This window comes from Micromonospora sp. NPDC050695, assembly GCF_040654415.1.
Classification (GTDB): domain Bacteria; phylum Actinomycetota; class Actinomycetes; order Mycobacteriales; family Micromonosporaceae; genus Micromonospora.
The window spans coordinates 78,488-101,384 of record NZ_JBFAHZ010000019.1; the positions used below are offsets into that span (position 1 = coordinate 78,488).

General features: G+C 72.3%; 27 protein-coding genes and 1 riboswitch. Of the genes, 16 read left to right on the top strand and 11 right to left on the bottom strand.

Features of this window, described 5'->3' with window-relative positions; translation table 11 throughout:
- The first annotated feature begins 95 nt into the window (after window positions 1-95).
- The 6 genes from AB0H52_RS17155 (at window position 96) to AB0H52_RS17180 (ending at window position 5,715) form a co-directional block, all read left to right on the top strand.
- Window positions 96-1,154 (top strand): PhoH family protein, encoded by a 1,059-nt coding sequence (locus AB0H52_RS17155; RefSeq protein ID WP_151488680.1) that lies wholly within the window; start codon window positions 96-98, stop codon window positions 1,152-1,154.
- 15 nt (window positions 1,155-1,169) lie between these two features.
- On the top strand, window positions 1,170-1,643 hold the full coding sequence (gene ybeY / locus AB0H52_RS17160) for an rRNA maturation RNase YbeY (RefSeq protein WP_151488679.1): 474 nt from the start codon (window positions 1,170-1,172) through the stop codon (window positions 1,641-1,643).
- Window positions 1,619-3,043 carry a hemolysin family protein gene (locus AB0H52_RS17165; RefSeq protein ID WP_151488723.1) on the top strand — a complete coding sequence of 475 codons (1,425 nt, stop codon included), beginning with the start codon at window positions 1,619-1,621 and terminating at the stop codon, window positions 3,041-3,043. Before ybeY ends, AB0H52_RS17165 begins: the two co-directional genes overlap by 25 nt.
- Window positions 3,036-3,422, top strand: a complete 387-nt coding sequence (locus tag AB0H52_RS17170; RefSeq protein WP_151488678.1) for a cytidine deaminase — start codon at window positions 3,036-3,038, stop codon at window positions 3,420-3,422. Before AB0H52_RS17165 ends, AB0H52_RS17170 begins: the two co-directional genes overlap by 8 nt.
- The gene (gene era / locus AB0H52_RS17175) at window positions 3,419-4,324 is read left to right on the top strand and encodes a GTPase Era (RefSeq protein WP_192580164.1); all 906 of its coding nucleotides are present in this window, start codon (window positions 3,419-3,421) and stop codon (window positions 4,322-4,324) included. The genes AB0H52_RS17170 and era overlap by 4 nt, the downstream gene beginning before the upstream one ends.
- A 176-nt stretch (window positions 4,325-4,500) precedes the next feature.
- Window positions 4,501-5,715: an acyltransferase family protein gene (locus AB0H52_RS17180; RefSeq protein ID WP_357948411.1), complete on the top strand. Its 1,215-nt coding sequence runs from the start codon at window positions 4,501-4,503 to the stop codon at window positions 5,713-5,715.
- Here AB0H52_RS17180 and AB0H52_RS17185 read toward each other — a convergent pair.
- Window positions 5,702-6,508: a DUF4097 family beta strand repeat-containing protein gene (locus AB0H52_RS17185; protein ID WP_278121412.1), complete on the bottom strand. Its 807-nt coding sequence runs from the start codon at window positions 6,506-6,508 to the stop codon at window positions 5,702-5,704. The genes AB0H52_RS17180 and AB0H52_RS17185 overlap by 14 nt on opposite strands.
- A gap of 102 nt (window positions 6,509-6,610) precedes the next feature.
- On the opposite strand from AB0H52_RS17185, the gene recO reads away from it, so the two are divergent.
- The 5 genes from recO to AB0H52_RS17210 all read left to right on the top strand — a co-directional run bounded on the left by recO (window position 6,611) and on the right by AB0H52_RS17210 (window position 9,797).
- Window positions 6,611-7,486: a DNA repair protein RecO gene (gene recO / locus AB0H52_RS17190; RefSeq protein WP_278121414.1), complete on the top strand. Its 876-nt coding sequence runs from the start codon at window positions 6,611-6,613 to the stop codon at window positions 7,484-7,486.
- A gap of 8 nt (window positions 7,487-7,494) precedes the next feature.
- Window positions 7,495-8,295, top strand: a complete 801-nt coding sequence (locus tag AB0H52_RS17195; RefSeq protein WP_151488721.1) for an isoprenyl transferase — start codon at window positions 7,495-7,497, stop codon at window positions 8,293-8,295.
- A 69-nt stretch (window positions 8,296-8,364) separates the two neighbouring features.
- Entirely contained in the window at window positions 8,365-8,550 is a 186-nt protein-coding gene (locus AB0H52_RS17200; RefSeq protein ID WP_030336441.1) for a hypothetical protein, read from the top strand.
- Between the two features lie 261 nt (window positions 8,551-8,811).
- Window positions 8,812-9,039, top strand: coding sequence for a thioredoxin reductase (locus AB0H52_RS17205; protein WP_151489075.1), 228 nt, complete (start codon window positions 8,812-8,814; stop codon window positions 9,037-9,039).
- Entirely contained in the window at window positions 9,036-9,797 is a 762-nt protein-coding gene (locus tag AB0H52_RS17210) for a pirin-like bicupin family protein (RefSeq protein ID WP_151489092.1), read from the top strand. The genes AB0H52_RS17205 and AB0H52_RS17210 overlap by 4 nt, the downstream gene beginning before the upstream one ends.
- 171 nt (window positions 9,798-9,968) lie before the next feature.
- On the opposite strand, the gene gndA is transcribed toward AB0H52_RS17210, so the two are convergent.
- Both gndA and AB0H52_RS17220 read right to left on the bottom strand, forming a co-directional pair.
- The gene (gene gndA / locus AB0H52_RS17215) at window positions 9,969-11,411 is read right to left on the bottom strand and encodes an NADP-dependent phosphogluconate dehydrogenase (protein ID WP_357948417.1); all 1,443 of its coding nucleotides are present in this window, start codon (window positions 11,409-11,411) and stop codon (window positions 9,969-9,971) included.
- A 125-nt stretch (window positions 11,412-11,536) separates the two neighbouring features.
- Window positions 11,537-11,833, bottom strand: coding sequence for an MTH1187 family thiamine-binding protein (locus AB0H52_RS17220; RefSeq protein ID WP_151489094.1), 297 nt, complete (start codon window positions 11,831-11,833; stop codon window positions 11,537-11,539).
- 292 nt (window positions 11,834-12,125) lie between these two features.
- On the opposite strand from AB0H52_RS17220, the gene AB0H52_RS17225 reads away from it, so the two are divergent.
- Window positions 12,126-12,509: a hypothetical protein gene (locus AB0H52_RS17225; RefSeq protein ID WP_151489095.1), complete on the top strand. Its 384-nt coding sequence runs from the start codon at window positions 12,126-12,128 to the stop codon at window positions 12,507-12,509.
- Between the two features lie 21 nt (window positions 12,510-12,530).
- Here AB0H52_RS17225 and AB0H52_RS17230 read toward each other — a convergent pair whose 3' ends face one another.
- From AB0H52_RS17230 to AB0H52_RS17240, 3 genes are all read right to left on the bottom strand, one after another.
- Window positions 12,531-13,331 (bottom strand): energy-coupling factor transporter transmembrane component T, encoded by an 801-nt coding sequence (locus AB0H52_RS17230; protein ID WP_151489096.1) that lies wholly within the window; start codon window positions 13,329-13,331, stop codon window positions 12,531-12,533.
- Window positions 13,328-14,758, bottom strand: a complete 1,431-nt coding sequence (locus tag AB0H52_RS17235; RefSeq protein ID WP_357948421.1) for an ABC transporter ATP-binding protein — start codon at window positions 14,756-14,758, stop codon at window positions 13,328-13,330. Before AB0H52_RS17235 ends, AB0H52_RS17230 begins: the two co-directional genes overlap by 4 nt.
- Window positions 14,759-14,873: 115 nt before the next feature.
- Window positions 14,874-15,461, bottom strand: a complete 588-nt coding sequence (locus AB0H52_RS17240; RefSeq protein ID WP_151489097.1) for an ECF transporter S component — start codon at window positions 15,459-15,461, stop codon at window positions 14,874-14,876.
- A gap of 74 nt (window positions 15,462-15,535) precedes the next feature.
- A riboswitch (TPP riboswitch) is annotated at window positions 15,536-15,640 on the bottom strand.
- A gap of 107 nt (window positions 15,641-15,747) precedes the next feature.
- On the opposite strand from AB0H52_RS17240, the gene AB0H52_RS17245 reads away from it, so the two are divergent.
- The 4 genes from AB0H52_RS17245 (at window position 15,748) to AB0H52_RS17260 (ending at window position 20,158) form a co-directional block, all read left to right on the top strand.
- On the top strand, window positions 15,748-16,572 hold the full coding sequence (locus AB0H52_RS17245; protein WP_357948424.1) for an alpha/beta fold hydrolase: 825 nt from the start codon (window positions 15,748-15,750) through the stop codon (window positions 16,570-16,572).
- A 100-nt stretch (window positions 16,573-16,672) separates the two neighbouring features.
- A complete protein-coding gene (locus tag AB0H52_RS17250) occupies window positions 16,673-17,422 on the top strand; it encodes an SIS domain-containing protein (RefSeq protein ID WP_357948427.1) in 750 nt (249 codons plus the stop codon).
- A 121-nt stretch (window positions 17,423-17,543) separates the two neighbouring features.
- Window positions 17,544-18,047, top strand: a complete 504-nt coding sequence (locus AB0H52_RS17255; RefSeq protein ID WP_357948430.1) for a DUF6328 family protein — start codon at window positions 17,544-17,546, stop codon at window positions 18,045-18,047.
- A 104-nt stretch (window positions 18,048-18,151) separates the two neighbouring features.
- The gene (locus tag AB0H52_RS17260; RefSeq protein ID WP_357948433.1) at window positions 18,152-20,158 is read left to right on the top strand and encodes an acyl-CoA dehydrogenase family protein; all 2,007 of its coding nucleotides are present in this window, start codon (window positions 18,152-18,154) and stop codon (window positions 20,156-20,158) included.
- Window positions 20,159-20,227: 69 nt separating this feature from the next.
- Here AB0H52_RS17260 and AB0H52_RS17265 read toward each other — a convergent pair whose 3' ends face one another.
- The 5 genes from AB0H52_RS17265 to AB0H52_RS17285 all read right to left on the bottom strand — a co-directional run bounded on the left by AB0H52_RS17265 (window position 20,228) and on the right by AB0H52_RS17285 (window position 22,897).
- A complete protein-coding gene (locus AB0H52_RS17265) occupies window positions 20,228-20,395 on the bottom strand; it encodes a hypothetical protein (RefSeq protein WP_192580195.1) in 168 nt (55 codons plus the stop codon).
- A 131-nt stretch (window positions 20,396-20,526) separates the two neighbouring features.
- A complete protein-coding gene (locus AB0H52_RS17270; protein WP_278121434.1) occupies window positions 20,527-21,135 on the bottom strand; it encodes a hypothetical protein in 609 nt (202 codons plus the stop codon).
- Between the two features lie 157 nt (window positions 21,136-21,292).
- Complete coding sequence (locus AB0H52_RS17275; protein WP_151489103.1) at window positions 21,293-21,691, bottom strand: Fur family transcriptional regulator; 399 nt, start codon at window positions 21,689-21,691, stop codon at window positions 21,293-21,295.
- The gene (locus AB0H52_RS17280; protein WP_151489104.1) at window positions 21,688-21,987 is read right to left on the bottom strand and encodes a metalloregulator ArsR/SmtB family transcription factor; all 300 of its coding nucleotides are present in this window, start codon (window positions 21,985-21,987) and stop codon (window positions 21,688-21,690) included. The genes AB0H52_RS17275 and AB0H52_RS17280 overlap by 4 nt, the downstream gene beginning before the upstream one ends.
- Before the next feature lie 37 nt (window positions 21,988-22,024).
- Window positions 22,025-22,897, bottom strand: a complete 873-nt coding sequence (locus tag AB0H52_RS17285; protein ID WP_357948438.1) for a metal ABC transporter permease — start codon at window positions 22,895-22,897, stop codon at window positions 22,025-22,027.

Below are 22,897 nucleotides of genomic sequence, written 5' to 3' on the forward strand. Positions count from 1 at the left end.
TGAACCGATACGATGGGTGTAACGTCCGCACGCCGTGCCACCAGGGCCGGCGCCGAGATCGAGAGCAGGTGGCGCAGGGCCCTTCGGCCCGACCTATGACCGGCACCCCACCTCCCGGCCCGCCCCGGGTGCAGACCAGGATCACCGTGCCCGACTCGAAGATCATGGTCAACCTCCTCGGCGCGGGTGACGAGATCCTGCGACTCGTCGAACGCTCGGTCACCAGTGACGTGCACGTCCGTGGCAACGAGATCACCATCACCGGCGCCCCGGCGGACAACGCCCTCGCCGAGCGGGTCTTCAGTGAGCTGCTCGAACTCATCGAGAAAGGCGAGACCCTGACCACTGACGCCGTCCGGCGTACCGTCGGCATGCTCGAGCAGGGCAGCGCCGAGCGGCCCGCCGAGGTCCTGACGCTCAACATCCTCTCCCGTCGCGGCCGCACCATCCGCCCCAAGACCCTCGGGCAGAAGCGGTACGTCGACGCGATCGACACGCACACCATCGTCTTCGGCATCGGCCCGGCCGGCACCGGCAAGACGTACCTGGCGATGGCGAAGGCCGTCCAGGCGTTGCAGGCCAAGCAGGTCAACCGGATCATCCTGACCCGGCCGGCGGTCGAGGCGGGCGAGCGACTGGGCTTCCTGCCCGGCACGCTGAACGAGAAGATCGACCCGTACCTGCGCCCGCTCTACGACGCGCTGCACGACATGCTCGACCCGGAGACCATCCCGAAGCTGATGGCCGCCGGCACGATCGAGGTCGCCCCGCTGGCGTACATGCGGGGTCGGACGCTCAATGACGCGTTCATCATCCTGGACGAGGCGCAGAACACGACGCCCGAGCAGATGAAGATGTTCCTCACCCGGCTCGGCTTCAACTCCAAGATCGTCGTCACCGGTGACGTCACCCAGGTGGACCTTCCCGGCGGGACGACCAGCGGCCTGCGGGTCGTCCGGGAGATCCTGGAGAACGTCGAGGACGTGCACTTCGCCCAGCTGTCCAGCTCCGACGTGGTCCGCCACCGGCTGGTCGGGGAGATCGTCGACGCGTACGCCCGCTGGGACGCCGAGCGGGAGACCCAGCAGGCGCAGGGCGTCCACGCCGTGCCCGGGCGACCCGCCCAGGGTGGCCGAGCCGGCCGCCGCCGCTAAAGCAGAGGAAAGCAGTTGTCCATCGAGATCGCCAACGAGTCCGGTGTCGAGGTCGACACCGACGCCGTGCTCGCCGTCGCCCGGCACGCCCTCGACGAGATGGGGGTCAACCCTCTCGCCGAGCTGTCCGTGCTGCTGGTCGACATCGACTACATGACCGAGCTGAACCACCGCTGGATGGGTGGCGACGGCCCGACCGACGTGCTCGCGTTCCCCATGGACGAGGGCAGCGTCGACCACGGCCCGGGCGAGAGCGCCCCGGCCGGTGGAGAGCCGGCCCTGCTCGGCGACATCGTGCTGTGCCCCGAGGTGGCGGCGAAGCAGGCGGCCACGGCCGGGCATGCCCCGGCCGACGAGCTGCACCTGCTCACCGTGCACGGGGTGCTGCACCTGCTCGGCTACGACCACGCGGAGCCGGAGGAGGAGCGGGAGATGTTCGGGCTCCAGGCCCGACTGCTGGCGAGCTGGCGGTCGACCCGCACCCAGTGATGTCCACTCCTCCGTTACTCGCGGCCGGCCCCACCGCCGGCCTTCCGGATGTGCAGCTGATCGTCTTCGCGGCCGGCCTGGTGGTGCTGGCCGGCGTGATCGCGATGACCGAGGCGGCGCTCGCCGCGGTCTCGCCGGCCCGGGCCGCCGAGTTGGCCCGGGACGGCGTACGCGGCGCCCGCACCCTGCAGGCCGTCGCCGGTGACGTGGTCCGGCACCTCAACCTGCTCCTGCTGTTGCGGCTGCTCGCCGAGTTGACCGCCACCACGCTGGTGGCGTTGGTCGCGGTGGACAGCTTCGGCGCCGGCTGGCGGGCCGCGCTGGTCACCGCCGGCGCGATGACCGTGGTCAGCTTCGTGGTGGTCGGGGTCGCCCCGCGCACCATCGGCCGGCAGCACGCGTACGCGGTGGGTCGGGCGGTGGCCCCGCTGGTCCGCTGGCTGGGCCGGGCGCTCAACCCGCTCGCGTCGCTGCTGATCCTCATCGGCAACGCGGTCACCCCGGGGCGCGGCTTCCGGGAGGGCCCGTTCGCCACCCAGGTGGAGTTGCGTGAGCTGGTCGACCTGGCCGAGCAGCGCGGCGTGGTCGAGCACGGCGAACGTCAGATGATCCATTCGGTCTTCGCGCTCGGCGACACCATCGCCCGTGAGGTGATGGTGCCGCGTACGGAGATGGTGTGGATCGAGGAGGGCAAGACGCTCGCCCAGGCGCTGGCGCTCTTCCTGCGGTCCGGCTTCTCCCGCATCCCGGTGATCGGTGAGAGCGTCGACGACGTGCTGGGTGTGCTCTACCTCAAGGACCTGATCCGGCGGTCGAGGGGCGGTGACCCGTCGGCCGAGCAGCTGCCGGTGGCCGAGCTGATGCGCCCGGCGACGTTCGTACCGGAGTCGAAGCCGGTGGACGACCTCCTGTCGGAGATGCAGGCGGCCCGCAACCACCTGGTCATCGTGGTCGACGAGTACGGCGGCACCGGCGGCCTCGTCACCATCGAGGACATCCTGGAGGAGATCGTCGGCGAGATCACCGACGAGTACGATGTCGAACGCCCGCCGGTCGAACGCCTGCCCGACTCCTCGGTACGGGTCACCGCCCGCCTGCCGGTGGAGAACCTGGGCGAGCTGTTCGACACCGATCTGCCCACCGACGAGGTGGAGACGGTCGGTGGTCTGCTCGCCCAGTCGCTCGGGCGGGTGCCGATTCCCGGCGCGGAGGTCGAGGTGGCCGGTCTCCGACTTGTCGCCGAGGGCACCACCGGCCGGCGCAACCGGATCGACACGGTTCTGGTCAGCCGGGCGGAGCCGGGCGACGAGCAGGACACCGCGGGGCGCGGCGAGCACGCCGGCCCCGGTGACGACCAGGGCCACAACCGAGACGAGGAGAGGCAACCCGCAGATGCCTGAGACACCCGCCGCGCCCACCGCACGGCCCACCCCCACCGCGCCGGCCGTACTGAGCGCCGAGGACGCCAAGCTGGTCGTCCTGGCCCGGGGCGCCCGCGGGCGGGTCGGTGCCGTGGAGGGCGCCGCGGTCCGGGACTCCGACGGCCGGACGTACGCGGCGGCGAGCGTCGCCCTGCCCTCGCTGACCCTCACCGCGTTGCAGTTGGCGGTGGCCTCGGCCGTGGCGGCCGGAGCGAACCGGCTGGAGGCGGCGGTGGTGGTGACCGAGGCGTCGACGCTGGACGGTGCCGGGCACGCCGCGGTTCGTGACCTGACCGTGGACGCGCCGATCCACGTGGCCGCGCCGGACGGCACCGTGCTCGGCACGGTGACCCAGTGAGCCCCGTGCAGGATCCGCAGGCACGCCCGTACCGGGCCGGCTTCGGTTGCTTCGTGGGCCGGCCCAACGCCGGCAAGTCCACGCTGACCAACGCGATCGTCGGCACCAAGATCGCGATCACGTCGAACAAGCCGCAGACCACCCGGCACGTCATCCGGGCGGTGCTGCACCGTCCGGATTCGCAGCTGGTCCTGGTCGACACGCCGGGCCTGCACCGCCCGCGTACGCTGCTCGGCGAACGCCTCAACGACCTGGTCCGGTCGACCTGGACCGAGGTCGACGTGATCGGCCTCTGCATCCCGGCCGACGAGCCGGTCGGGCGTGGTGACCGTTTCATCTCCGGCGAGTTGGCCGAGTTGAAGGCGACCGTGCTGGCGGTGGTCACCAAGACCGACCTGGTGGACAAGCGTCGGCTGGCCGAGCAGCTGCTCGCCGTCAGTGAGATGGGGGAGTTCGCCGAGATCGTGCCGGTGAGCGCGGTCTCCGGACACCAGGTGGACACGCTGGTCGACGTGATGACCAAGTATCTGCCGCCGTCGCCGCAGCTCTACCCGGACGACATGCTGACCGACGACCCCGAGCAGGTGCTGGTCGCCGAGCTGATCCGGGAGGCCGCCCTGGAGGGGGTCCGCGACGAGCTGCCGCACTCGATCGCCGTGGTGGTCGAGGAGATGATCCCCGAGGGTCAGGTCATGAAGATCTACGCCGACCTGTACGTGGAGCGGCCCAGCCAGAAGGCCATCGTGCTCGGTCACAAGGCGAGCCGGCTCAAGGAGGTCGGCACCAACGCCCGCCGCCAGATCGAGGAGCTGCTCGGTGGCCGGGTCTATCTGGACCTGCACGTGCGGGTGGCGAAGGACTGGCAGCGCGACCCGAAGCAACTGCGCAAGCTGGGCTTCTGACCCACCACGCCGACCCGGCCGGACGCCCCGGTCGGGTCGGGCGCGGCGTACTCCATGATCTTTTCCGGTCGTACCGATGGCAGGTTTCACGTTTGGTCGGGGTGCCGGCCGTTTGGCGCCGGCACCGCGCAGGGTAGGGGAAGTACGCCCCGCGTCCCCGACCCAGATGCAGGCTGATGCGCAACAGGTATCTCGATCTGCTCCGTTTCCTGGCCATCGTCCGAGTGGTCGTCTACCACGTCACCGGGTGGGCGACCCTCACTCTCGTCTTCCCTGCCATGTCGGTGATGTTCGCCCTGGCCGGCTCGTTGATGGCCGCCTCGCTCACCCGGTCCGGTCCGGCCGCCGTCGGTCGCCGGTTGCGCCGGTTGCTGCCGTCGCTGTGGGTGCTGGCGGCGGTCTTCGTGCCGGCCATGCTGTTCAGCGGGCTGGCGTGGAGCCCTCGGGTGCTGCTGTGGCTGTTCCCGATCGCCGATCCGCCGGCCAACAACTGGGGTGCCCTGGCGCTGAGCATCATCTGGTACCTGCGCGACTACCTCTGGTTCGTGCTCGCCTCACCGATCGCGTTCTGGCTGTTCCGTAAGGCCCCGCTGCCCACCGTGATCGCCCCGTACCTCCTGCTGGTGGCCATCGAGGTGGGCATCTATCAGGCGCCGCCACCGGTGCTGCGCGAGTTCGGGTTGTACTTCGGCGCATGGCTGCTCGGGTTCGCCCACCACGCGGGGATGCTGCGCCGGCTCGCCGGCCGGGTGGTGTACCCGTTGGCGCTGGCGCTCGCGACGGCCGGCGGCGCGTGGATCGTCGCGCACCCCGGCCCGCGCGGATACGACCTCAACGACAACCACCTCGGCAACGCCCTCTGGTCCGCGGCGTTCATCCTGATCGTGCTCGGTCGGGCACCGGCCGGGATCGCCTGGCTGGAGCGCAGCCGACTGGCCGACCGGACGGTGACCGTGGTGAACCGCCGCGCGCTGACGGTCTACCTCTGGCACATGCCGTTCGTGGTGGCGCTCACCCCGCTGGTCGACGTGGTCGGCTGGTCCCACCAGGACCCGTTGGGGCTGGCCATCCGCGTGCTGCTGGTGTTCGCGCTGGTCGGGGTCGTCACCCTGGTCGTCGGCTGGGTCGAGGACGTCGCCGCCCGTCGCCGCCCGGAGCTGATCCCGGGCGGTCCGCCGGTGCCGGCCGAGCCAACCGCGCCGTCCGGCGCGGAGCCAGCCGCCCGGCCCGGCGTGGAGTCGGCCGCCGGGCGGGGCGTGGAGCCAGCCGCTCGGCCCGGTGCGGAGTCGGCGGTTTGGCCTGGCGCGGCCGGGCGCGCCGTCGGATCGGCCGTGGTGCCGGCGCAGCGGACGGCCGGGGAGGCGGCCACCGTCGAGGTCAACGCTGGCTGATCGTGACGTTGCCGCTGCCGGCGGAACCGTCGAGCACCAGGGACGCGGCCGGGTCGTCGGCGACGGTGACCCGCGTGTCGCCGGAGCCGGCGCTGGAGCGCACCCGGTAGCTGCCCGCCGGCACCAGCACCGTCACGTCGCCGCTGGACGCGTGTGCCCGGGCCGCCGCCGGCTTGTCCAGCTCGACGGTGACGTTGCCGGAGCCGGCCTCGGCGTCCGTCGCGCCCTCGAGCCGCCGCGCGGTGATGTCACCGGACCCGGCGCGCAGGCGAACCGCCGCGCTGGCCTCGCTGACATCGATGTTGCCGGAGCCGGTCTCCACCCCGACCGCGCCCGTGGCGCCGGCGATCCGTACATCACCCGAACCCAGCCGAAGGTCCACCGTGCCGACCTGGCTCAGCTCGATGTCACCGGAACCGGACTCTCCCTGCACGGTCACACCCTCCGGCACGGTCACCTCGTAGGAGACGGTGCACCGGCTGCCGCAGTCGGTGTCCAGGACCAGTTCGCTGCCCTTGATCTCGTAGCGGGCCCGAGGCTCACCCCCCTGGTAGCGCACCACCCGCTTGATCCGCGCCTCGCCCGCCGAGCCGGTGCCCCGGACCACCACGTCGCCCGCGCCCCCCAGCATCCGGATCGTGGTGATCTTCACCGCCTCGGTGTCGTCGTAGTCGAGCCGACGGAACGAGAGGTTGTCGCACCCGGCGAGCAGGATGAGGGCGGCGGTCATCCCCATTGCGACGGGGGCCGTCGCACGACGACGGACGGCGGCGGTGGTCTCGAGCAGTGCCATGGTCAGCACGCTACGGCCGGGCACGAGTCGGGCGCATCGGGGTTCATCCGTGCGTCCACCCCGAACCGACCCTGATTTCACACCCCGAGGGAGAATGGTCCGATGGCCGGGTACCGCCGACAGCTCTACCGCGACGACGCGGTGGTGCTGCGCGTGCAAAAGCTCGGTGAGTCCGACCGGATCATCACCCTGCTCACCCGCCGGCACGGCCGGCTGCGCGCGGTGGCCCGAGGGGTCCGTCGCACCATGAGCAAGTTCGGTGCGCGACTGGAACCGTTCGGCCACGTCGACCTGCAACTCGCCGGCGACCCCAAGGGCAACCACGGCAGCTCGCTGCACACGGTCAGCCAGGTCGAGGGCATCGACCTGTACGGCAAGCGGTTCCTCGGCGACTATCCCCGCTACACGGCGGCCAGCGCGATCGCCGAGACCGCCGAGCGGCTGACCCCGGTGGAACGGGAGCCGTCGCTGCGACTGTTCCAGCTCACCGTGGGCGCGTTGAAGGCGCTGTCCCGGGGCGAACACGCGACGACCCTGGTGCTCGACGCGTACCTGCTGCGCGGGATGGCCCTCGCCGGCTGGGCACCGGCGTTGACCGCGTGCGCGGTCTGCGGCACCCCCGGGCGACACCGGGCGTTCTCGGTGCCGGCCGGCGGCGCCGTCTGCCCGGACTGCCGACCGCCCGGCGCCGCCCACCCCGCCCCGGCCACCATCGATCTGATGTCCGCGCTGACCACCGGTGACTGGGTGCTCGCCGACGCCACCGACACCGGCGTACGCCGGGAGTGCAGTGGGCTGGTCGCGGCGCACCTGCAGTGGCACCTGGAGCGCGCGCTACGCTCGCTGCCGCTGGTCGACCGGGGCCCCTCGGTCGACGGCACGGTCCCGCCGCCGGGCGGCGGTGGGGCTGCGATGCCCCGGCCGCGCGGCGACGTCGCGGCCGAGGCGGACGGTGCGAGCAGGGAGAGAGCCGAGTGATCCGATCGATGAGGGCCAGCCGGCGTGAGCCGACGCCGCCGACACCCCACCCGTCCGGCGCCCGGCCGCCGGCCCTGCCCAGCGAGGCCGTGCCGAGGCACGTGGCCGTGGTGATGGACGGCAACGGGCGGTGGGCCAAGGACCGCGGGCTGCCCCGCACCAAGGGTCACGAGGCGGGGGAGCACAGCCTCTTCGACACCATCGAAGGCGCGATCGAGATGGGCATCCCCTACCTGTCGGCGTACGCGTTCTCCACGGAGAACTGGCGGCGCTCCCCGGACGAGGTCCGGTTCCTGATGGGGTTCAACCGGGACGTCATCCGCCGTCGCCGCGACCAGCTCGTCGACCTCGGTGTCCGGGTGGTCTGGTCGGGCCGGCCCGGCCGGTTGTGGAAGAGCGTCATCTCCGAGTTGCAGACCGCCGAGGAGATGTCCCAGGGCAACTCGACGCTGACCCTGCAGTTCTGCGTCAACTACGGCGGGCACGCGGAGATCGGCGACGCCGCCGCCGCGATCGCCCGCGAGGTGGCGGCCGGCCGACTGGACCCGGCGAAGGTCACCGAGAAGACCGTGGCGAAGTACCTCTACCACCCGGAGATCCCGGAGGTGGACCTGTTCCTGCGCCCGTCGGGTGAGCAGCGCACCTCCAACTTCCTGCTCTGGCAGAGCGCGTACGCCGAGTTGGTCTTCCTGGACACGCTCTGGCCGGACTTCGACCGCCGCCACCTCTGGTACGCCTGCGAGCTGTACGCCCAGCGCGACCGGCGGTTCGGCGGCGCGCTGCCCAACCCGGTGGCCCCGACGGTCTGAGTCGAGGCTTACCGGCCGGTCACTCTGGGTACCAGATACGTCAGAAGCCACTGACGGAGGTGAACCCACATGATCCAGAAGCGCATTGCCCAGTGGGCGGTGATGGCTATCGCGGTGCCGCTGGCCGCGGCCGGTGCACGTCGGCTCAGCCACACCCTGGAGGCCCGGCGTGGTCCCTCCGGGGCGACCCGGCTGCTGACCAAGGGTGCGGACCTCATCCGCCCCCAGAAGGCCAAGCGCCGCCGTTTCTTCTAACCCAACCCCACGTCTCCCCGGCGCCGCCCGCACATGTTTGTGCGGGCGGCGCCGCCCCATCCCCGCCCGCCCGGTCGATCATGGAGTTGTGGTGGGCGGTTGGGCGGCATTCGCGACTTTCGTCCACCACCACAACTCCATGATCGACGCGGCCGTGGTGGGCGTTGCGGACCCCGGGGGCGGGGTGGGTGGTTTCGGGGTCTGGGGAGGTGGCGGCGGGTAGGGTCCGGAGGTGGTGGGACTCGGCGGGTGGGGGTGGGTGTGCGGGATCTCCGGTACAAGATGATCATGGCGTTGAACGCGGCGGATCTGGGCGACCCGATCTGCGAGCAGGTGGCCGAGATCTGCGCCGAGATCGCCGAGCAGCACTGCGCCGAGTTCGGCCACACGCCTGCGCTGCGTACCGGCGAGATCGCCGAACTGGCCACCGGCGAGCCGGCCCTGACCTGGGCGCCGTCCACCCCCGACGCCGGGCAGCGTGCCTGGTGACCGCCCCCGCCCCGGCGGTCGACGTACGCCGTGCCGACGACCGGTTCGCCACCCGGATCTCCTGGCTCGACTCCAAGCACTCGTTCTCGTTCTCCCGGCACTACGACCCGGCGAACACCCACCACGGCCTGCTGCTGGTCAACAACGACGACGTGGTCCGACCGGGCGCCGGCTTCGAGACCCACCCGCACCAGGACATGGAGATCGTTACCTGGGTGCTGCGGGGCTCGCTGGTGCACCAGGACTCGACCGGCCACTCCGGGGTGATCTACCCGGGTCTGGCGCAGCGGATGAGCGCCGGCACCGGCATCCTGCACTCCGAGAAGAACGACGCCTGGCGGCTCAACAACCAGGAGCCGCACAGCGACCCCGTGCACTTCGTGCAGATGTGGGTGCTCCCCGACGAGCAGGGCGTCGACCCCGGTTACGAGCAACTGGAGATCGAGGACGAGCTGCTCCGCGGCGGCCTGGTGCCGATCGCCTCCGGAATGGACCGCTACGACGGCGCGTCGGCGATCCGGATCCGCAACCGCTACGCGACCCTGCACGCCGCCCGGCTCGTCCCCGGCGACGAGGTCACCATCCCGGACGCGCCCTTCGTGCACCTGTACGTGCCCGACGGCACGGTCACCCTGGAGGACAGCGGCCCACTCGCCACCGGCGACGCCGCCCGGCTCACCATGACGGGCGGACGACGGGTCACCGCCGACGAACCGGCCGAGATCCTCGTCTGGGAGATGCACGCCACCGTCGCGTGACCGGTGACAGCTCGCACCTGCGTCTCCCGTGATCACGCTCGAACATGGATGTAGTGGCCTCCCCGGATACGGAGGCCACTACATCCTGGATCGAGCACGATCTTGCGGGCACCCGCGCGGGCGCGCGGGCCGCGAGGCGCGCGGGCGTGGAGCGCCCGCGCGCCGTTGCGCCTACGCGGGGGACTCGGTGCGGTCGCCGGCCCAGGTGGTGTGGAACGAACCCGCGCGGTCGACCCGCTGGTAGGTGTGCGCGCCGAAGTTGTCCCGCAGACCCTGGATCAGGGCGGCGGGCAGCCGCTCCGCGCGCAGCGCGTCGAAGTACGCCAGGGACGACGAGAACGCCGGCGTCGGCACCCCGGCCCGCGCCGCGTCGGCCGCGACCCGCCGCCAGCTCGGCACGCCGGCACCGACCGCCTCGGCGAAGTAGGGCGCCACCAGCAGCGTCGGCAGGTCCGGCTGCTCGTCGTACGCCTCGCGGATCCGGTTCAGGAAGCGCGCCCGGATGATGCAGCCGCCCCGCCAGATCGTCGCCGTGCCGCCGAGGTCGATGTCCCAGTCGTACTCCTGGCTGCCGGCGCGGATGTGGTCGAAGCCCTGCGCGTACGCGACGATCTTGGAAGCGAGCAGCGCCCGGCGGACGTCCTCGACGAACGCATCCCGGTCGGCGACCTGCCACTTCTCACCGGCGTCCGGGAACGCCCGGCGTGCCGCCTCGCGCTGGTCGACGTGCCCGGACAGCGAGCGGGCGAAGGTCGCCTCGGCGATCCCGGTGATCGGGATGCCCAGGTCGAGGGCGCTCTGCACGGTCCACCGTCCGGTGCCCTTCTGCTCGGCCCGGTCCTGCACGATGTCGACGAACGCGCGGCCGGTCGCCGCGTCCGTGTGCGCGAGCACGTCGGCGGTGATCTCGATGAGGAACGACTCCAGCTCGCCGTTGTTCCAGTCGCGGAAGATCTCCGCGATCTCCGCCGGCGTCGCGTCCAGACCGGCCCGCAACAGGTCGTACGCCTCGGCGATGAGCTGCATGTCGGCGTACTCGATGCCGTTGTGCACCATCTTCACGAAGTGCCCGGCACCGTCCGGCCCGATGTGCGTGCAGCACGGGACGCCGTCCACGTGGGCGGCGATCTTCTCGAACATCGGCCCGAGCTTGGCGTACGACTCGGCGGAGCCGCCCGGCATGATGCTCGGCCCGAGCAGCGCGCCCTCCTCGCCACCGGAGACGCCGGTGCCGCTGAAGTGCAGGCCCTGCGCGCGCAGCGCCTCCTCACGGCGGCGCGTGTCGGCGAAGTGGGCGTTGCCGCAGTCGACGATGATGTCGCCCTCCTCCAGCAGCGGCACCAGTTCGTCGATCACCGCGTCGGTGGGCGCGCCGGCCTTGACCATCACGATGACCGCGCGGGGCCGTTCCAGTGACGCCACGAAATCGGCCATCGTCTCGCCGGGCACGAACGTGCCCTCGTCGCCGTGCTCGGCGACGAGGCTGCGGGTGCGCTCCGGTGATCGGTTGTGCACCGCCACCGTGAAGCCGTTGCGGGCCAGGTTGCGGGCCAGATTGCGGCCCATCACCGCCAGCCCGGTCACACCGATCTGCGCCGTCGCCTGCTCAGCCATCCGTGCCGCCACCCTTCGTCGCCACTATTGACTTGAACCTATCGTGACGCGCGCCGATACGGACCAGTGATCGACGTCCCGTTACTCCTGGTAGTTTCGGTGCTGCCGACGGTGGCCCCCGGGGGTCAGCCCTCGGCGAGGCGGGCTTCGATCCGGGCGACCTTTCCGGCGAGCGCATCGGTGACCCCGGGCCGGACGTCGGCCTTGAGCACCACGCTGACCCGGGGTGCCTGCGCGGCCACCACGTCGACCGCCCGCTTCACCACCGCCATCACCTCGTCCCACTCGCCCTCGACGGTGGTGAACATGGCATCGGTCCGGTTGGGCAGGCCGGACTCACGGACCACCCGCACCGCCTCGGCGACCAGGTCGCCCACGGAGTCACCGCCACCGAGCGGGGTGATCGAGAACGCGATCAGCATGTGCCGATCGTGCCAGTAATTCGGGTGCGCGTCCGGCCGGGCGGTGGTTAGGGTTTCGGGCATGCGTAACTGACGCCCCATCTTCCGAGCCGGTCCGCCGCCCCGGCGTCGCGGTCCGTGCGCTCCCGGGCGTCCCGCATCTCCCCGCCGCCGTGACACGGCTGGCGCTGCCCGACCCCGGTGAGCAGTCCCTTCCCCATTCGACCGTCGCGTTTGCGGCGGTCGCCAGCCGATCCGACCGGCCGCCGGAGCGCGGGACCGGCCGTGCCGGTCGGCACCGAAGGAGGCCCGGATGCCCGCCAGGCGTAATCCGAAGAAGTCCCGTACCCCGCAAGCGACACCGCTCGGCATCGACCCGGCGGCCGGCCACGGCCCGCTCCCCACCCTGCCCGTGGAGTCGGCGCTGCCGGTCGAGGTGGGAGCGGCCGGGACGCCGACGCCCGACGTGCCGGTCGTGGTCGACGTGCCCGCGGTGCTCGACGCACCGCCTGCGCTGGACGTGCCCGCGGTGCTGGAAGCACCCGCGGTGCCGGACGTTTCGCCGGTCGACCCCTCGCCGGCCGCGAAAGCGGTGGCACCGAAGGCCGGCCCGCCGCAGACCGGCGGAGCCCGCTCGGCAGGCGGCAAGAGCCAGCGAGCCGGCCAGCCCCGCCGCTACGCCTTCCGCCGCAGCTGACCACCCCGCGGGGCGGGGGGATCAGCTGAGCAGGGGGCGGAAGGTGCCCAGGAGGACGCTTGTTGTCAGGGCTGCTCCGGCGAGCAGGACCGAGCCGGCGATCAGGAGGGCGTCGGCGCGGGTGAAGGACTGCCGGCGGGCCACGGTGCGGGGTGTGCCGGCGTCGAAGCCGCGCGCGTCCATCGCCACCGCGAGCCGGGTGCCCCGACGGATCGCCCCGACCAGCAGCGCGAACGCGGTGGAGGTGAACAGCCGCAGTTTCGCCACCGGGTTGCGTCCGGCGTCGACGCCCCGCGCCCGCCGGGCCATGCTGATCATCTGCCACTCCTGGCCGAGCAGCGGCACCAGCCGGAACGCGGCCAGCGCCCCGATGGCGAACCGCGCGGGTGCCTTCGCGTTCTGGATCAGCGCGTCGGCCAGGTCGGTGGGGTCCGTGGTGGCGAAGACGATCACGCCGGGCAGGGCCACCGCGAACACGCGCAGCACCAGACCGAGTGCGGTGAGCAGCACACCGGTGCTCACCAGCACCGGCCCCGCGTCCAGCAGTACCCGGCCGGAGCGGTCGGCGGCGAACAGCACCAGGGTGACGAGGATGCCGGCGGCGCTGAGCAGTAGCGGCAGGGCGCGCCGGGCCAGCACCCGGTAGCGGATGCCGAACAGCGGCAGCAGCGCGAGTTCGAGTGCGATGGCGATCGCCGGGGCGACCGGGTCCAGAGTGGCCAGCAGGATGAACGAGAAGGCCAGCGCGGCGGCGACCTTCGCCACCGGGTTGCGGCGGGCCAGGGGCGCGCCGGGCGCGGCGACCGGCTCGATACTGATCATCGGCTGCCGGCCGGGGCCCGCTGGAGGGTGACGGTGCGGTCGGCGAGCGCGGCGACGAAGTCCGCGTCGTGGGTGACCGCGACGATGCCGTGCCCGGCGTCGCGGAGGTCGGCGAACAGGTCGACCAGTTCCCGCCAGGTCCGCCGGTCCTGGCCGAAGGTGGGTTCGTCGCAGATCAGCAGGCGGGGCGCGGTGGCCAGGGCGGTCGCCACGCTCAGCCGCCGCGCTTCCCCACCCGAGAGGGTGTACGGGTTGGCTGCCGCGAGCCGTGCCAGTCGTAGCCGCTCCAGCAGCGCGGCCACGGTGTCCTTGACGGCTGCCTCGGTCTGGCCGGTGCGGCGCGGGCCGAGGGCCAGTTCGTCGAAGACGGTGCCGGTGACGAACTGGTGCTCCGGGTCCTGAAAGACCGACCCGATGCGCCGGGCCAGCGCGGGCGCATGCCAGCGGTGCGGGGGAGTGCGGTGATCCGGCCCGGCCAGCTCGGCGGAGGCGGTGACCCGGCCGGTGCCCGGTCGCAGCAGCCCGCCGAGCAGTAGGGCCAGGGTGGACTTGCCGGCGCCGTTGGGACCTCGTACGGCGAGTGCCTCGCCGGCGCGTACCGCGAGGTCGGTGGGGCCCAGCCGGGGCGGCAGGCCGAGCCGTTCGGCGGTGATCAGCAGGTCCCCGGCGGCGGCGGTGGCCGGCCGGGGCGTGATGGGGTGACCGGGCACCCACACGCCCTGGGCGGCGAGGGCGGCACCGTGCGCGGCGAAGACCGCCTCGGGTGGCCCGTCGGCGCGGACCCCGCCGCCGGGTTCCAGGACGACCACCCGGTCGACCAGCGGCAGCGCCTCGGCGACCCGGTGCTCGACCAGAATCAGCGTGGTGTCGGCGTCCAGGGCGCCGGCCACCGCCTGCCGGACCAGGTCCGCGCCGGCCGGGTCGAGGTTGGCGGTCGGCTCGTCGAGCAGCAGCAGGCCGGGCCGCAGGGCCAGCGCGCCGGCCAGGGCGAGACGTTGCTGTTCCCCGCCGGAGAGCGCCGCCGTGTTGCGGTCCCGGGGGTACGGGAAGCCGACCCGGCGCAGCGCCTCGTCGACGCGGGGCCAGATCTCGCCGGTCGGTACGCCCCGGTTCTCCAGCCCGAACGCGACGTCGTCGCCGCTGCGGGCCATCACCAGTTGCGTCTCCGGGTCCTGGAAGACGATGCCGACCCGTTCCCGGCCCTTGCGCGGGTCGAGCCCGTCGATCTCGACGGTGCCCTCCTGCTCGCCGGAGTCCTCCGGCAGCAGCCCGGCGAGCGCGCTGAGCAGGGTGCTCTTTCCGGCCCCCGAGGGACCGAGCAGGAGAACCCGCTCGCCGTCCTCAACCCGCAGGTCAACCCCGCGCAGAGCCCACGCCCGCCGCCCGGCGTGCCGCCACCCGAACCCGCGCAGCAGTACCCCGCCCACCACACCCACCCCCTTCCCGACCCGGGCTCCACCCTGCACGGTTGATCATGAGGTTGACGGTGGTTCTGACGATCCATCCACCCGTCAACCTCATGATCGACGCGAGTGGGTGGGGTCAGATGGGGGCTCGGTCCCGGGCCACCGGGAAGCGGTCCAGGACGCCCGTGTTGGCCAGGGCCTTTGTGAGCAGCCAGCCGCCTACGCCGGCGATCACGGTGGCGCTGACGACGGTCAGCAGCGCGTACGGGATGCGGTAGTCGACCAGCGCGTAGTCGACGTTCCAGATGAAGAAGTCGAACAGCGCGGCGCTGAGACCCGTCAACGCGCCGGCCAACACGGCGGTCGGCAGCCGGAACGACCGGTACCGGAAGGCGGCGAACGCCAGTTCGGCGCCGAGGCCCTGCACGATGCCCTGCGGGATCACCGTGCCGGCCCACTGGCTGCCCAGCAGCGCGGAGAGCACCGCCGCCACCGTCTCGCAGTAGAGGGCGGCGCCGGGCTTGCGGATGACCAGGCCGCCGATGACGGCCGGCATCAGCCACACGCCGTAGAGCAGGGTCTGCGCCGGTGGGAAGAAGGCGAACGCCCCCTCGGTGGCGCTCCAGACCAGGCCCCAGGCCCAGAAGATGACGCCGAAGGCCACCGCGATCACCGAGGCGACCACGATGTCGATGGTGCGCCAACGGTTGGTGGTGTTGTCCATGCTGTGCTCCCAGTTCAAGGAAAAGAACCAGGAGAAGACGCACGCCGCGCCCGGTGGCACCGGACGACGGCGCGGCTGGAGGTCGACCGAACTCCCTGCGCTGGCATTACCCAGATCAGGTTCGAGGGTCTGCGGGCGTGCCCGCACTCTCAGCGCTGTGCGCTCCCCTGTCGGATGTGAAGTTGTCTCGCTGACGCTAGCACCGACCAGGGGTGCCAGCCCAGCAGGGCGTCTGCCCCACCTCGGCGTCCGGCCCGGCGGAAGCCGGCTGGGTAGGCTGACGATCATGCGGGTCGACGCACGAGGTCTCATGTTCGAGGTACGCGCCGGTGGGCCGCCGGACGGCGAGGCCGTCCTGTTGCTGCACGGCTTCCCCCAGCACAGCGGCGAATGGGACGACGTCGTCCCCGCGCTGCACGCGGCCGGGCTGCGCACGTACGCGCTGGATCAGCGCGGCTACTCGCCCGACGCCCGACCGGCGGCGGTGGACGCGTACCGGATCCCGGAACTGGTCGCCGACGTGGTGGCGGTGCTCGACGCGCTCGGCCTGGACGCCGTCCACCTGGTCGGCCATGACTGGGGCGCGGTGGTGGCCTGGGCGGTGGCGGCCGCGCACCCCGAGCGGGTCCGCACGCTCACGGCGGTGTCGGTGCCGCATCCCGCGGCCATGGCGCACGCCCTCGCCACCGAGCAGAAGGCGCGCTCGTCGTACATGGCGTTGTTCCGCAAGCCGGGCACGGCCGAGAGGGTGCTGCTGGCCTTCCACGCCGCGGCCCTGCGCAAGATGCTCGGCAGCGTGGGTGACGCGTCCCGGGTGGCCCGCTACGCGGACCCGATGCGTGAGCCGGGCGCGCTCACCGCCGCCCTGAACTGGTACCGGGCGATGTCCCGATCCGACCTGGCCGGCGTCGGCCCGGTCGAGGTGCCCACCACGTACGTGTGGAGCGACCGGGACGTCGCGATCGGCCGCACCGCCGCCGAGGCGTGCGCCGCCAACGTCACCGGCGACTACCGCTTCGTGGCGTTGCCCGGGGTGAGTCACTGGATCCCGGACACCGCGCCCGGGCCGCTCGCCGAGGCGATCCTGGCCCGGGCCACCGCAACGGCCTGAGCCGGGCGGTCGACATCGGGATGTGGCGGGTCGATGCGCCGGCGGGCGGTGGTCGACCTCGCGTGCACTGGCTGGCCCGCAATCGGACGACGGAGGACGCATGACGGTGAGTGCCGAGGACTACCTGGCCGTGGTGACCGAGACGATCGGGCGGGTGGCCGCCAGTCAGCGCGAGGCGGTGGGGCGGGCCGCCGACCTGATCGCCGACGCGGTCCGTGCCGACGGGGTGGTGCACGCGTTCGGTACCGGCCACTCGGAGGCCCTCGCCATGGAGATCGCCGGGCGGGCGGGTGGCCTGGTGCCGACCAACCGGATCGCGCTGCGTGACCTGGTGCTGCTCGGCGGCGAACCGGCCGAGCGGCTCGGCCCGCTGCTGGAGCGCGACCCGGAGGTGGCCCACCGGCTCTACGAACTGGCCCCGGTACGGCCCACCGACGTGTTCGTGCTGGCCTCGAACTCGGGGGTCAACGGCGCGATGGTGGAGTTCGCCGCGCTGGTGAAGGAACGCGGGCACGGGCTGGTGGCGATCACCTCCGCGCTGCACTCCGGCCGGATGACCTCCCGGCACCCGTCCGGTCGCAAGCTGGCCGACCTCGCCGACGTGGTGCTCGACAACGGTGCGCCGTACGGCGACGCGACCCTGCCGTTGCCCGGCGGCGGCGCGGTCGGCGCGGTCTCCTCGATCACGGCGGCGCTGCTGGCCCAGCAGGTCACCGTGGAGGTGGTGGCCCGGTTGCTGGCGGCGGGGGGGCGGCCCCCGGTCTACCTGTCGGCGAACATCCCCGACGGTGACGCGCACAACGCGGAGTTGGAGGCCCGGTACGCGGGTCGGATCCGGCGCGGGTCCTGACACACGTCGCCGAGATGAACGGCAGGTGTCGTGAACCTGTTTCACGCTCGGCCGGGTGGGGCATTGGCGTTGCTGCCGGCGGCCGGGACCGCCGGCAGTAGCGTCTCACCGGAGGTAGCGCGTGTCGAAGGAGACCGAGAAGCAGCGCTGGCAGCGCAACTTCGCCGACCTGTTGCAGGAGTTGCGGGTCGCCCAGACCGGCGTGCAGATCCTCTTCGCATTCCTGCTCACGCTGCCGTTCAGCAACGGCTTCACCCAGACCACCGAGTTCCAGCGCGACGTCTACATCGTGGCGCTGCTCGCCGCGGCCGCCGCCACCGCGATGATCATCTCGCCGGTCGCGTTCCACCGGGCGCTGTTCCGTCAGGGGCGTAAACCGGAGTTGGTCCGCTTCGCCCACCGGATGGCCACCGGCGGCCTGGCCTTCATGCTGATCGCGATGGTCAGCGCCGTCCTGCTGATCACCGACTTCGTGCTGGACCGGCCGATCGCCTTCGTGCTCAGTGGCCTGACCGGGCTCTGGTTCCTCACGTTCTGGGTGATGCTGCCGTTCGCCCGCCGCAGCTGGGGTGAGGACGACATCGACGACGAGGACGACGACCCGGACACTCTCAGCGGTCGCTGATCGGGCCGATCTTCACGCAGCGCTACCCCTGGGTAACAACCGGGGGTAGCGTGGCGGTAGTCGCGCACGTCGACGCAGCCGCACCGAGTTTCGAGGGGGCAGCCGTGACCACGACGCAGGACGGCCGACCGGCACCGGACGGCCCCGACGCCGAAACCACGCCCGGCACCGCCGGTGCCGCCGCGCCACTTCCGGCCGAGGCCGGGCAGGTCTCGGAGAAGGAGGCCCGGCAGGTCGCCGAGGCCGCCCGCGAGTCCACCTGGGACCGGCCCAGCTTCGGCAAGGAGCTGTTCCTCGGCCGGTTCCGGCTCGACCTCATCGACCCGTGGCCCCGCTCCGACCCGGACGACGTGGCACGCGCCGAGGAGTTCCTCGCTCGGTTCCGCGCCTTTCTCACCTCCGAGGTGGACGGTGCCGCCATCGAGCGGGACGCGTCCATTCCGGACACCGTGTTCCACGGCCTGGCCGACCTCGGCGCGTTCGGCATGAAGATCGACCGTAGGTACGGCGGTCTGGGGCTGAGCAACCTGCACTACTGCCGGGCACTCATGCTGGCCGGCTCGGTCAGCCCGGCCGTCGGCGCGCTGCTCTCCGCACACCAGTCGATCGGCGTGCCGCAGCCGTTGAAGATGTTCGGCACCGCCGAGCAGAAGCAGCGGTTCCTGCCCCGGCTCGCCGCCGGCGAGGTGTCCGCGTTCCTGCTCACCGAGCCGGACGTCGGCTCCGACCCGGCCCGGCTGGCCACCATCGCCGAGCCGACCGAGGACGGCACCGGCTACCGGCTCAACGGGGTGAAACTCTGGGCCACCAACGGCATCGTCGCCACCCTGCTGGTGGTGATGGCCCGGGTGCCGGCCGGCGAGGGCCGGCGCGGCGGAATCACCGCGTTCGTGGTGGACGGCGACAGCGCCGGCATCACCGTGGAACGGCGCAACGAGTTCGTCGGCCTGCGCGGCCTGGAAAACAGCCTCACCCGGTTCCACGACGTGTTCGTGCCCGCCGAGAACGTCATCGGCGGCGAGGGCAAGGGCCTCAAGATCGCGCTGACCACGTTGAACACCGGCCGGCTGTCGCTGCCGGCGATGTGCGTGGGCGCCGGCAAGTGGGCGTTGAACGTGGCCCGCGAGTGGGCCGCCGACCGGGTCCAGTGGGGTCGGCCGGTGGGCGAGCACGAGGCGGTCGCGCAGAAGCTCTCCTTCATCGCCGCCACCACGTACGGCATGGAGACCATGCTCGACCTGTGCTGCCTGCTCGCCGACGACGACCGCAACGACATCCGCATCGAGGCGGCGCTGGTCAAGCTGTACGCCAGCGAGATGGCCTGGAAGATCGCCGACGAGCTGATCCAGATCCGGGGCGGGCGCGGGTACGAGACGGCCGACTCGCTGGCCGCCCGCGGCGAACGCCCGGCCGCCGTCGAGCAGATGCTGCGTGACCTGCGGATCAACCGGATCTTCGAGGGCTCCACCGAGATCATGCACCTGCTGATCGCCCGGGAGGCCGTCGACGCCCACCTGTCGGTGGCCGGCGACATCATCGACCCGGACGCGGGGCTCGGCCGCAAGGCCCGCGCCGGCGCCCGCGCCGGTGCCTTCTACGCGAAGTGGCTGCCCACCCTGGCCGTCGGCCGAGGCCAGAGCCCGTCGGCGTACGCCGAGTTCGGGCCACTGGCCGCCCACCTGCGCCAGGTGGAACGGTCGTCGCGCAAGCTGGCCCGGTCGACGTTCTACGCGATGTCCCGCTGGCAGGGAAAGATGGAGCGCAAGCAGGCGTTCCTCGGCCGTGTCGTGGACATCGGCGCGGAGCTGTTCGCGATGTCCGCGGTCTGCGTCCGGGCGTCCGCCGAGCGGGACAGCCGTCCGGAGAACGTCGAGCTGGCCGACCTGTTCTGCCGGCAGGCGCGGGTACGGGTGGACGCGCTGTTCAACGCCCTGTGGGACAACACCGACTCGGTCGACACCGCCGCCGCGAAGCGGATCCTCGCCGGCCGCTACGCCGGCCTGGAGGACGGCGTCATCACCCCGTCCGACGAGCTGCCCTGGGTGGCCCGTTGGTCGCCCGGCCCGTCCACCGCCGAGGACGTCCGCCGTCGCATCCCGCCGAAGCCGTAACGCGCGCTGCTTATCACGCTGCCCGCTGCTAGCTGCCCGCTGCCGCGCAGAGGGGAGAGCGGTCAGCGGTCAGCGGGCGACCGCCCAGGCCAGCACCGCCGCCAGGATCAGGCCGTTGAGCACCGCCAGACCCAGGTACGCCGCGGGCGGAATCTTCCTGCCCCGGCGGACGAAGGAGACCAGGACGGCGGCGTACACGAGCAGCAGGACGGCGATGACGACCAGGAAGTAGAACACCCGAAGACCTTAACGGCACCATCGCCGCAGGTCGGCTGCGGCAGGCGGGGGTGGCGTGGATCGCCGCCGGGGCGGCCGTCCGGGCCCGTCCGAAGAGCGCCGCCGACGTACGTCCGGCGGTATGGCCGGCCTCAGCGGCCTCTGCCGCGCAGGCCCAGCTGGCGCAGTTCAAGTGCGGCCAGGGCGTCGACGGTCTCGTCGTCGCCGCGTCGCCACGCCTCGGCGACGTCGGGCGCGATCCGGGTCAGCCGGCCCAGCGGCTGGGTGGCCAGCGCGCGCAGGGCGAGCAGATCCCGCCCGGCCGGCCCGGCGGCGAGCTTCGCGGCCGATCCGGCCCGGCGCATCCAGCGCACCCGCAGGGGCAGCCACCCGAACAGCACCAGACCGAGCGGGAAGATCAACACCGCGATGGTGAGGGCGAGGGCGAGCTGGTCGACGAAGTGCTGCTGGTCGCGGCCGGCGTCGGCGAGCCCTCGGGCGGCGTCGGCGGCCCGCTGGAAGGGCGCGGTCAACTCGTCGCCGACCAGCGGCACCCGGCGGACCTTGCTGCCGGCGTCGCCCAGGTTGTCGGCGAGCCCGCTGCCGGCGCCCTCCAACTTCTGCCCCGGCACGGCGAGCTTCTCCACCAGGTCGTGCAGCCAGAGCGCGCCGCGGATCGCCACGTACACCCAGGCGACGACGAGCAGGTCGGTGAGCAACTGACGGGCGGCGGTCGGAAACCGATCGGCATAGATTTTCACGCCGGACAGCGTGCCACGAACGCCTTCGGCCCGACACCCGTCGAATCAGCGCTCGGGACGACACAAACCATGATCACTTTGTCGCCAGTAGTTGCCAGCGGGCTCGAAGAACTGCCGACGACAAAGTGATCATGACGGTGCCCTCGGCGGCCAGGTGTCAGCGGACGCAGGCCGGGCAGGTGCCGAAGATCTCCATCGTGTGGCTGACATCGGCGTACCCGTGTTGGGCGGCGACCCGGTCGGCCCAGCTCTCCACCGCCGGGCCGGCCACCTCGACGGTGCGGCCACAGGCCCGGCAGACGAGGTGGTGGTGGTGCCCCTCGCTGCACCGGCGGTAGAGGTGCTCGCCGCCCGGCGGGCGCATGACGTCGATCTCGCCCGCGTCCGCCAACCCCTGCAGGGTGCGGTAGACGGTGGTCAGGCCGACCCGCTCACCGCGCTGGCGCAGCATCGCGTGCAGGTCCTGAGCGCTGTGGAAGCCCTCCATCTCGCCCAGCAACGCGCTCACCGCCGAGCGCTGTCGGGTGTTGCGCACCGCGGCGCTGCCCTCGCTCATGATCCCTCCCCGGCGTGGCTGACCGCGTCCGCCACGATGTGCGCGACGTGCTCGTCGACCAGGGTGTACGCGATCTCCCGACCTCTGCGGGAGCCCCGGACGACGCCCGCCCCGCGCAGCACCCGCAGGTGCTGGGAGACCAGCGGTTGCGCGGCACCCAGCTTCTCCACCAACTCGTGCACACACCGCTCACCGTCGGCCAGCTCGCTCACGATGGCCAGCCGGATGGGCGCCGACAGGGCGCGGAGCAGCTCGCTGGCCCCGTCGAACCCGTCGTACCCCGTGGTGCTGGTCATCGTGCAACGGTAACCAATACCGCCGGCCTTTCGCTGATCAGGATGAGCCCAGCACGACCTCGTGCGGCTCCGCCGTCGGCGCGGCGGCCGGCGTCGCCCGGCGACGCAGCCTCCGCCAGACCCCGGCCGCCACCGCCACCACCAGGAAGGAGGCGATCGCCAGCAGCACCACCGAGGCGCCCGGGGCGGTGTCCGCGGTGGCGGCCACCCAGACACCCGACCCGGCGGCGAACAACCCGAGCGCCATCGCGGCGGTCATCGTGCTGCGGAAGCCCCGGGTGACCTGCTGGGCGGTGGCCACCGGCACCACCATCAGCGCGCTGATCAGCAGCACACCGACGGCGCGCATCGCGATGGTGACGGTCACCGCGGTGGTGACCGCGATCAGCAGGTTGAGCGTGCGCACCGGCAGGCCGGAGACCCGCGCGTACTCCTCGTCGTGGCTGATCGCGAAGAGCGCCGGGCGCAGCGCGATCATGGCGATCAGGATCGCCGTGCCGAGCACCGCGATGGTGATCAGGTCGCCCGGGAAGATGGTGGTCAGCGACCCGAACAGGTACGCGTTGAGGTTGACGCTGGTCGCGTCGGACAGGCCGACGAGCAGCACACCACCGGCGATGCCGCCGTAGAAGAGCAGCGCCAACGCCAGGTCGCCGGAGGTACGCCCGCGGGAGCGGACCAGCTCGATGGCGATCGCGCCGACGGTGGCCACGATCACCGCCACCAGCACCGGGGAGCGGTTGAGCAGCAGCCCGGCGCCGACGCCGGTCAACGCCACGTGCCCGATCCCGTCGCCGATCAGCGCGAGGCGACGCTGCACCAGGTAGATGCCGAGCGCCGGCGCGGCCAGGCCGATCACCAACGCGGCGATCAGGGCCCGCTGCATGTACGGGTACTGGAAGAGTTCCAT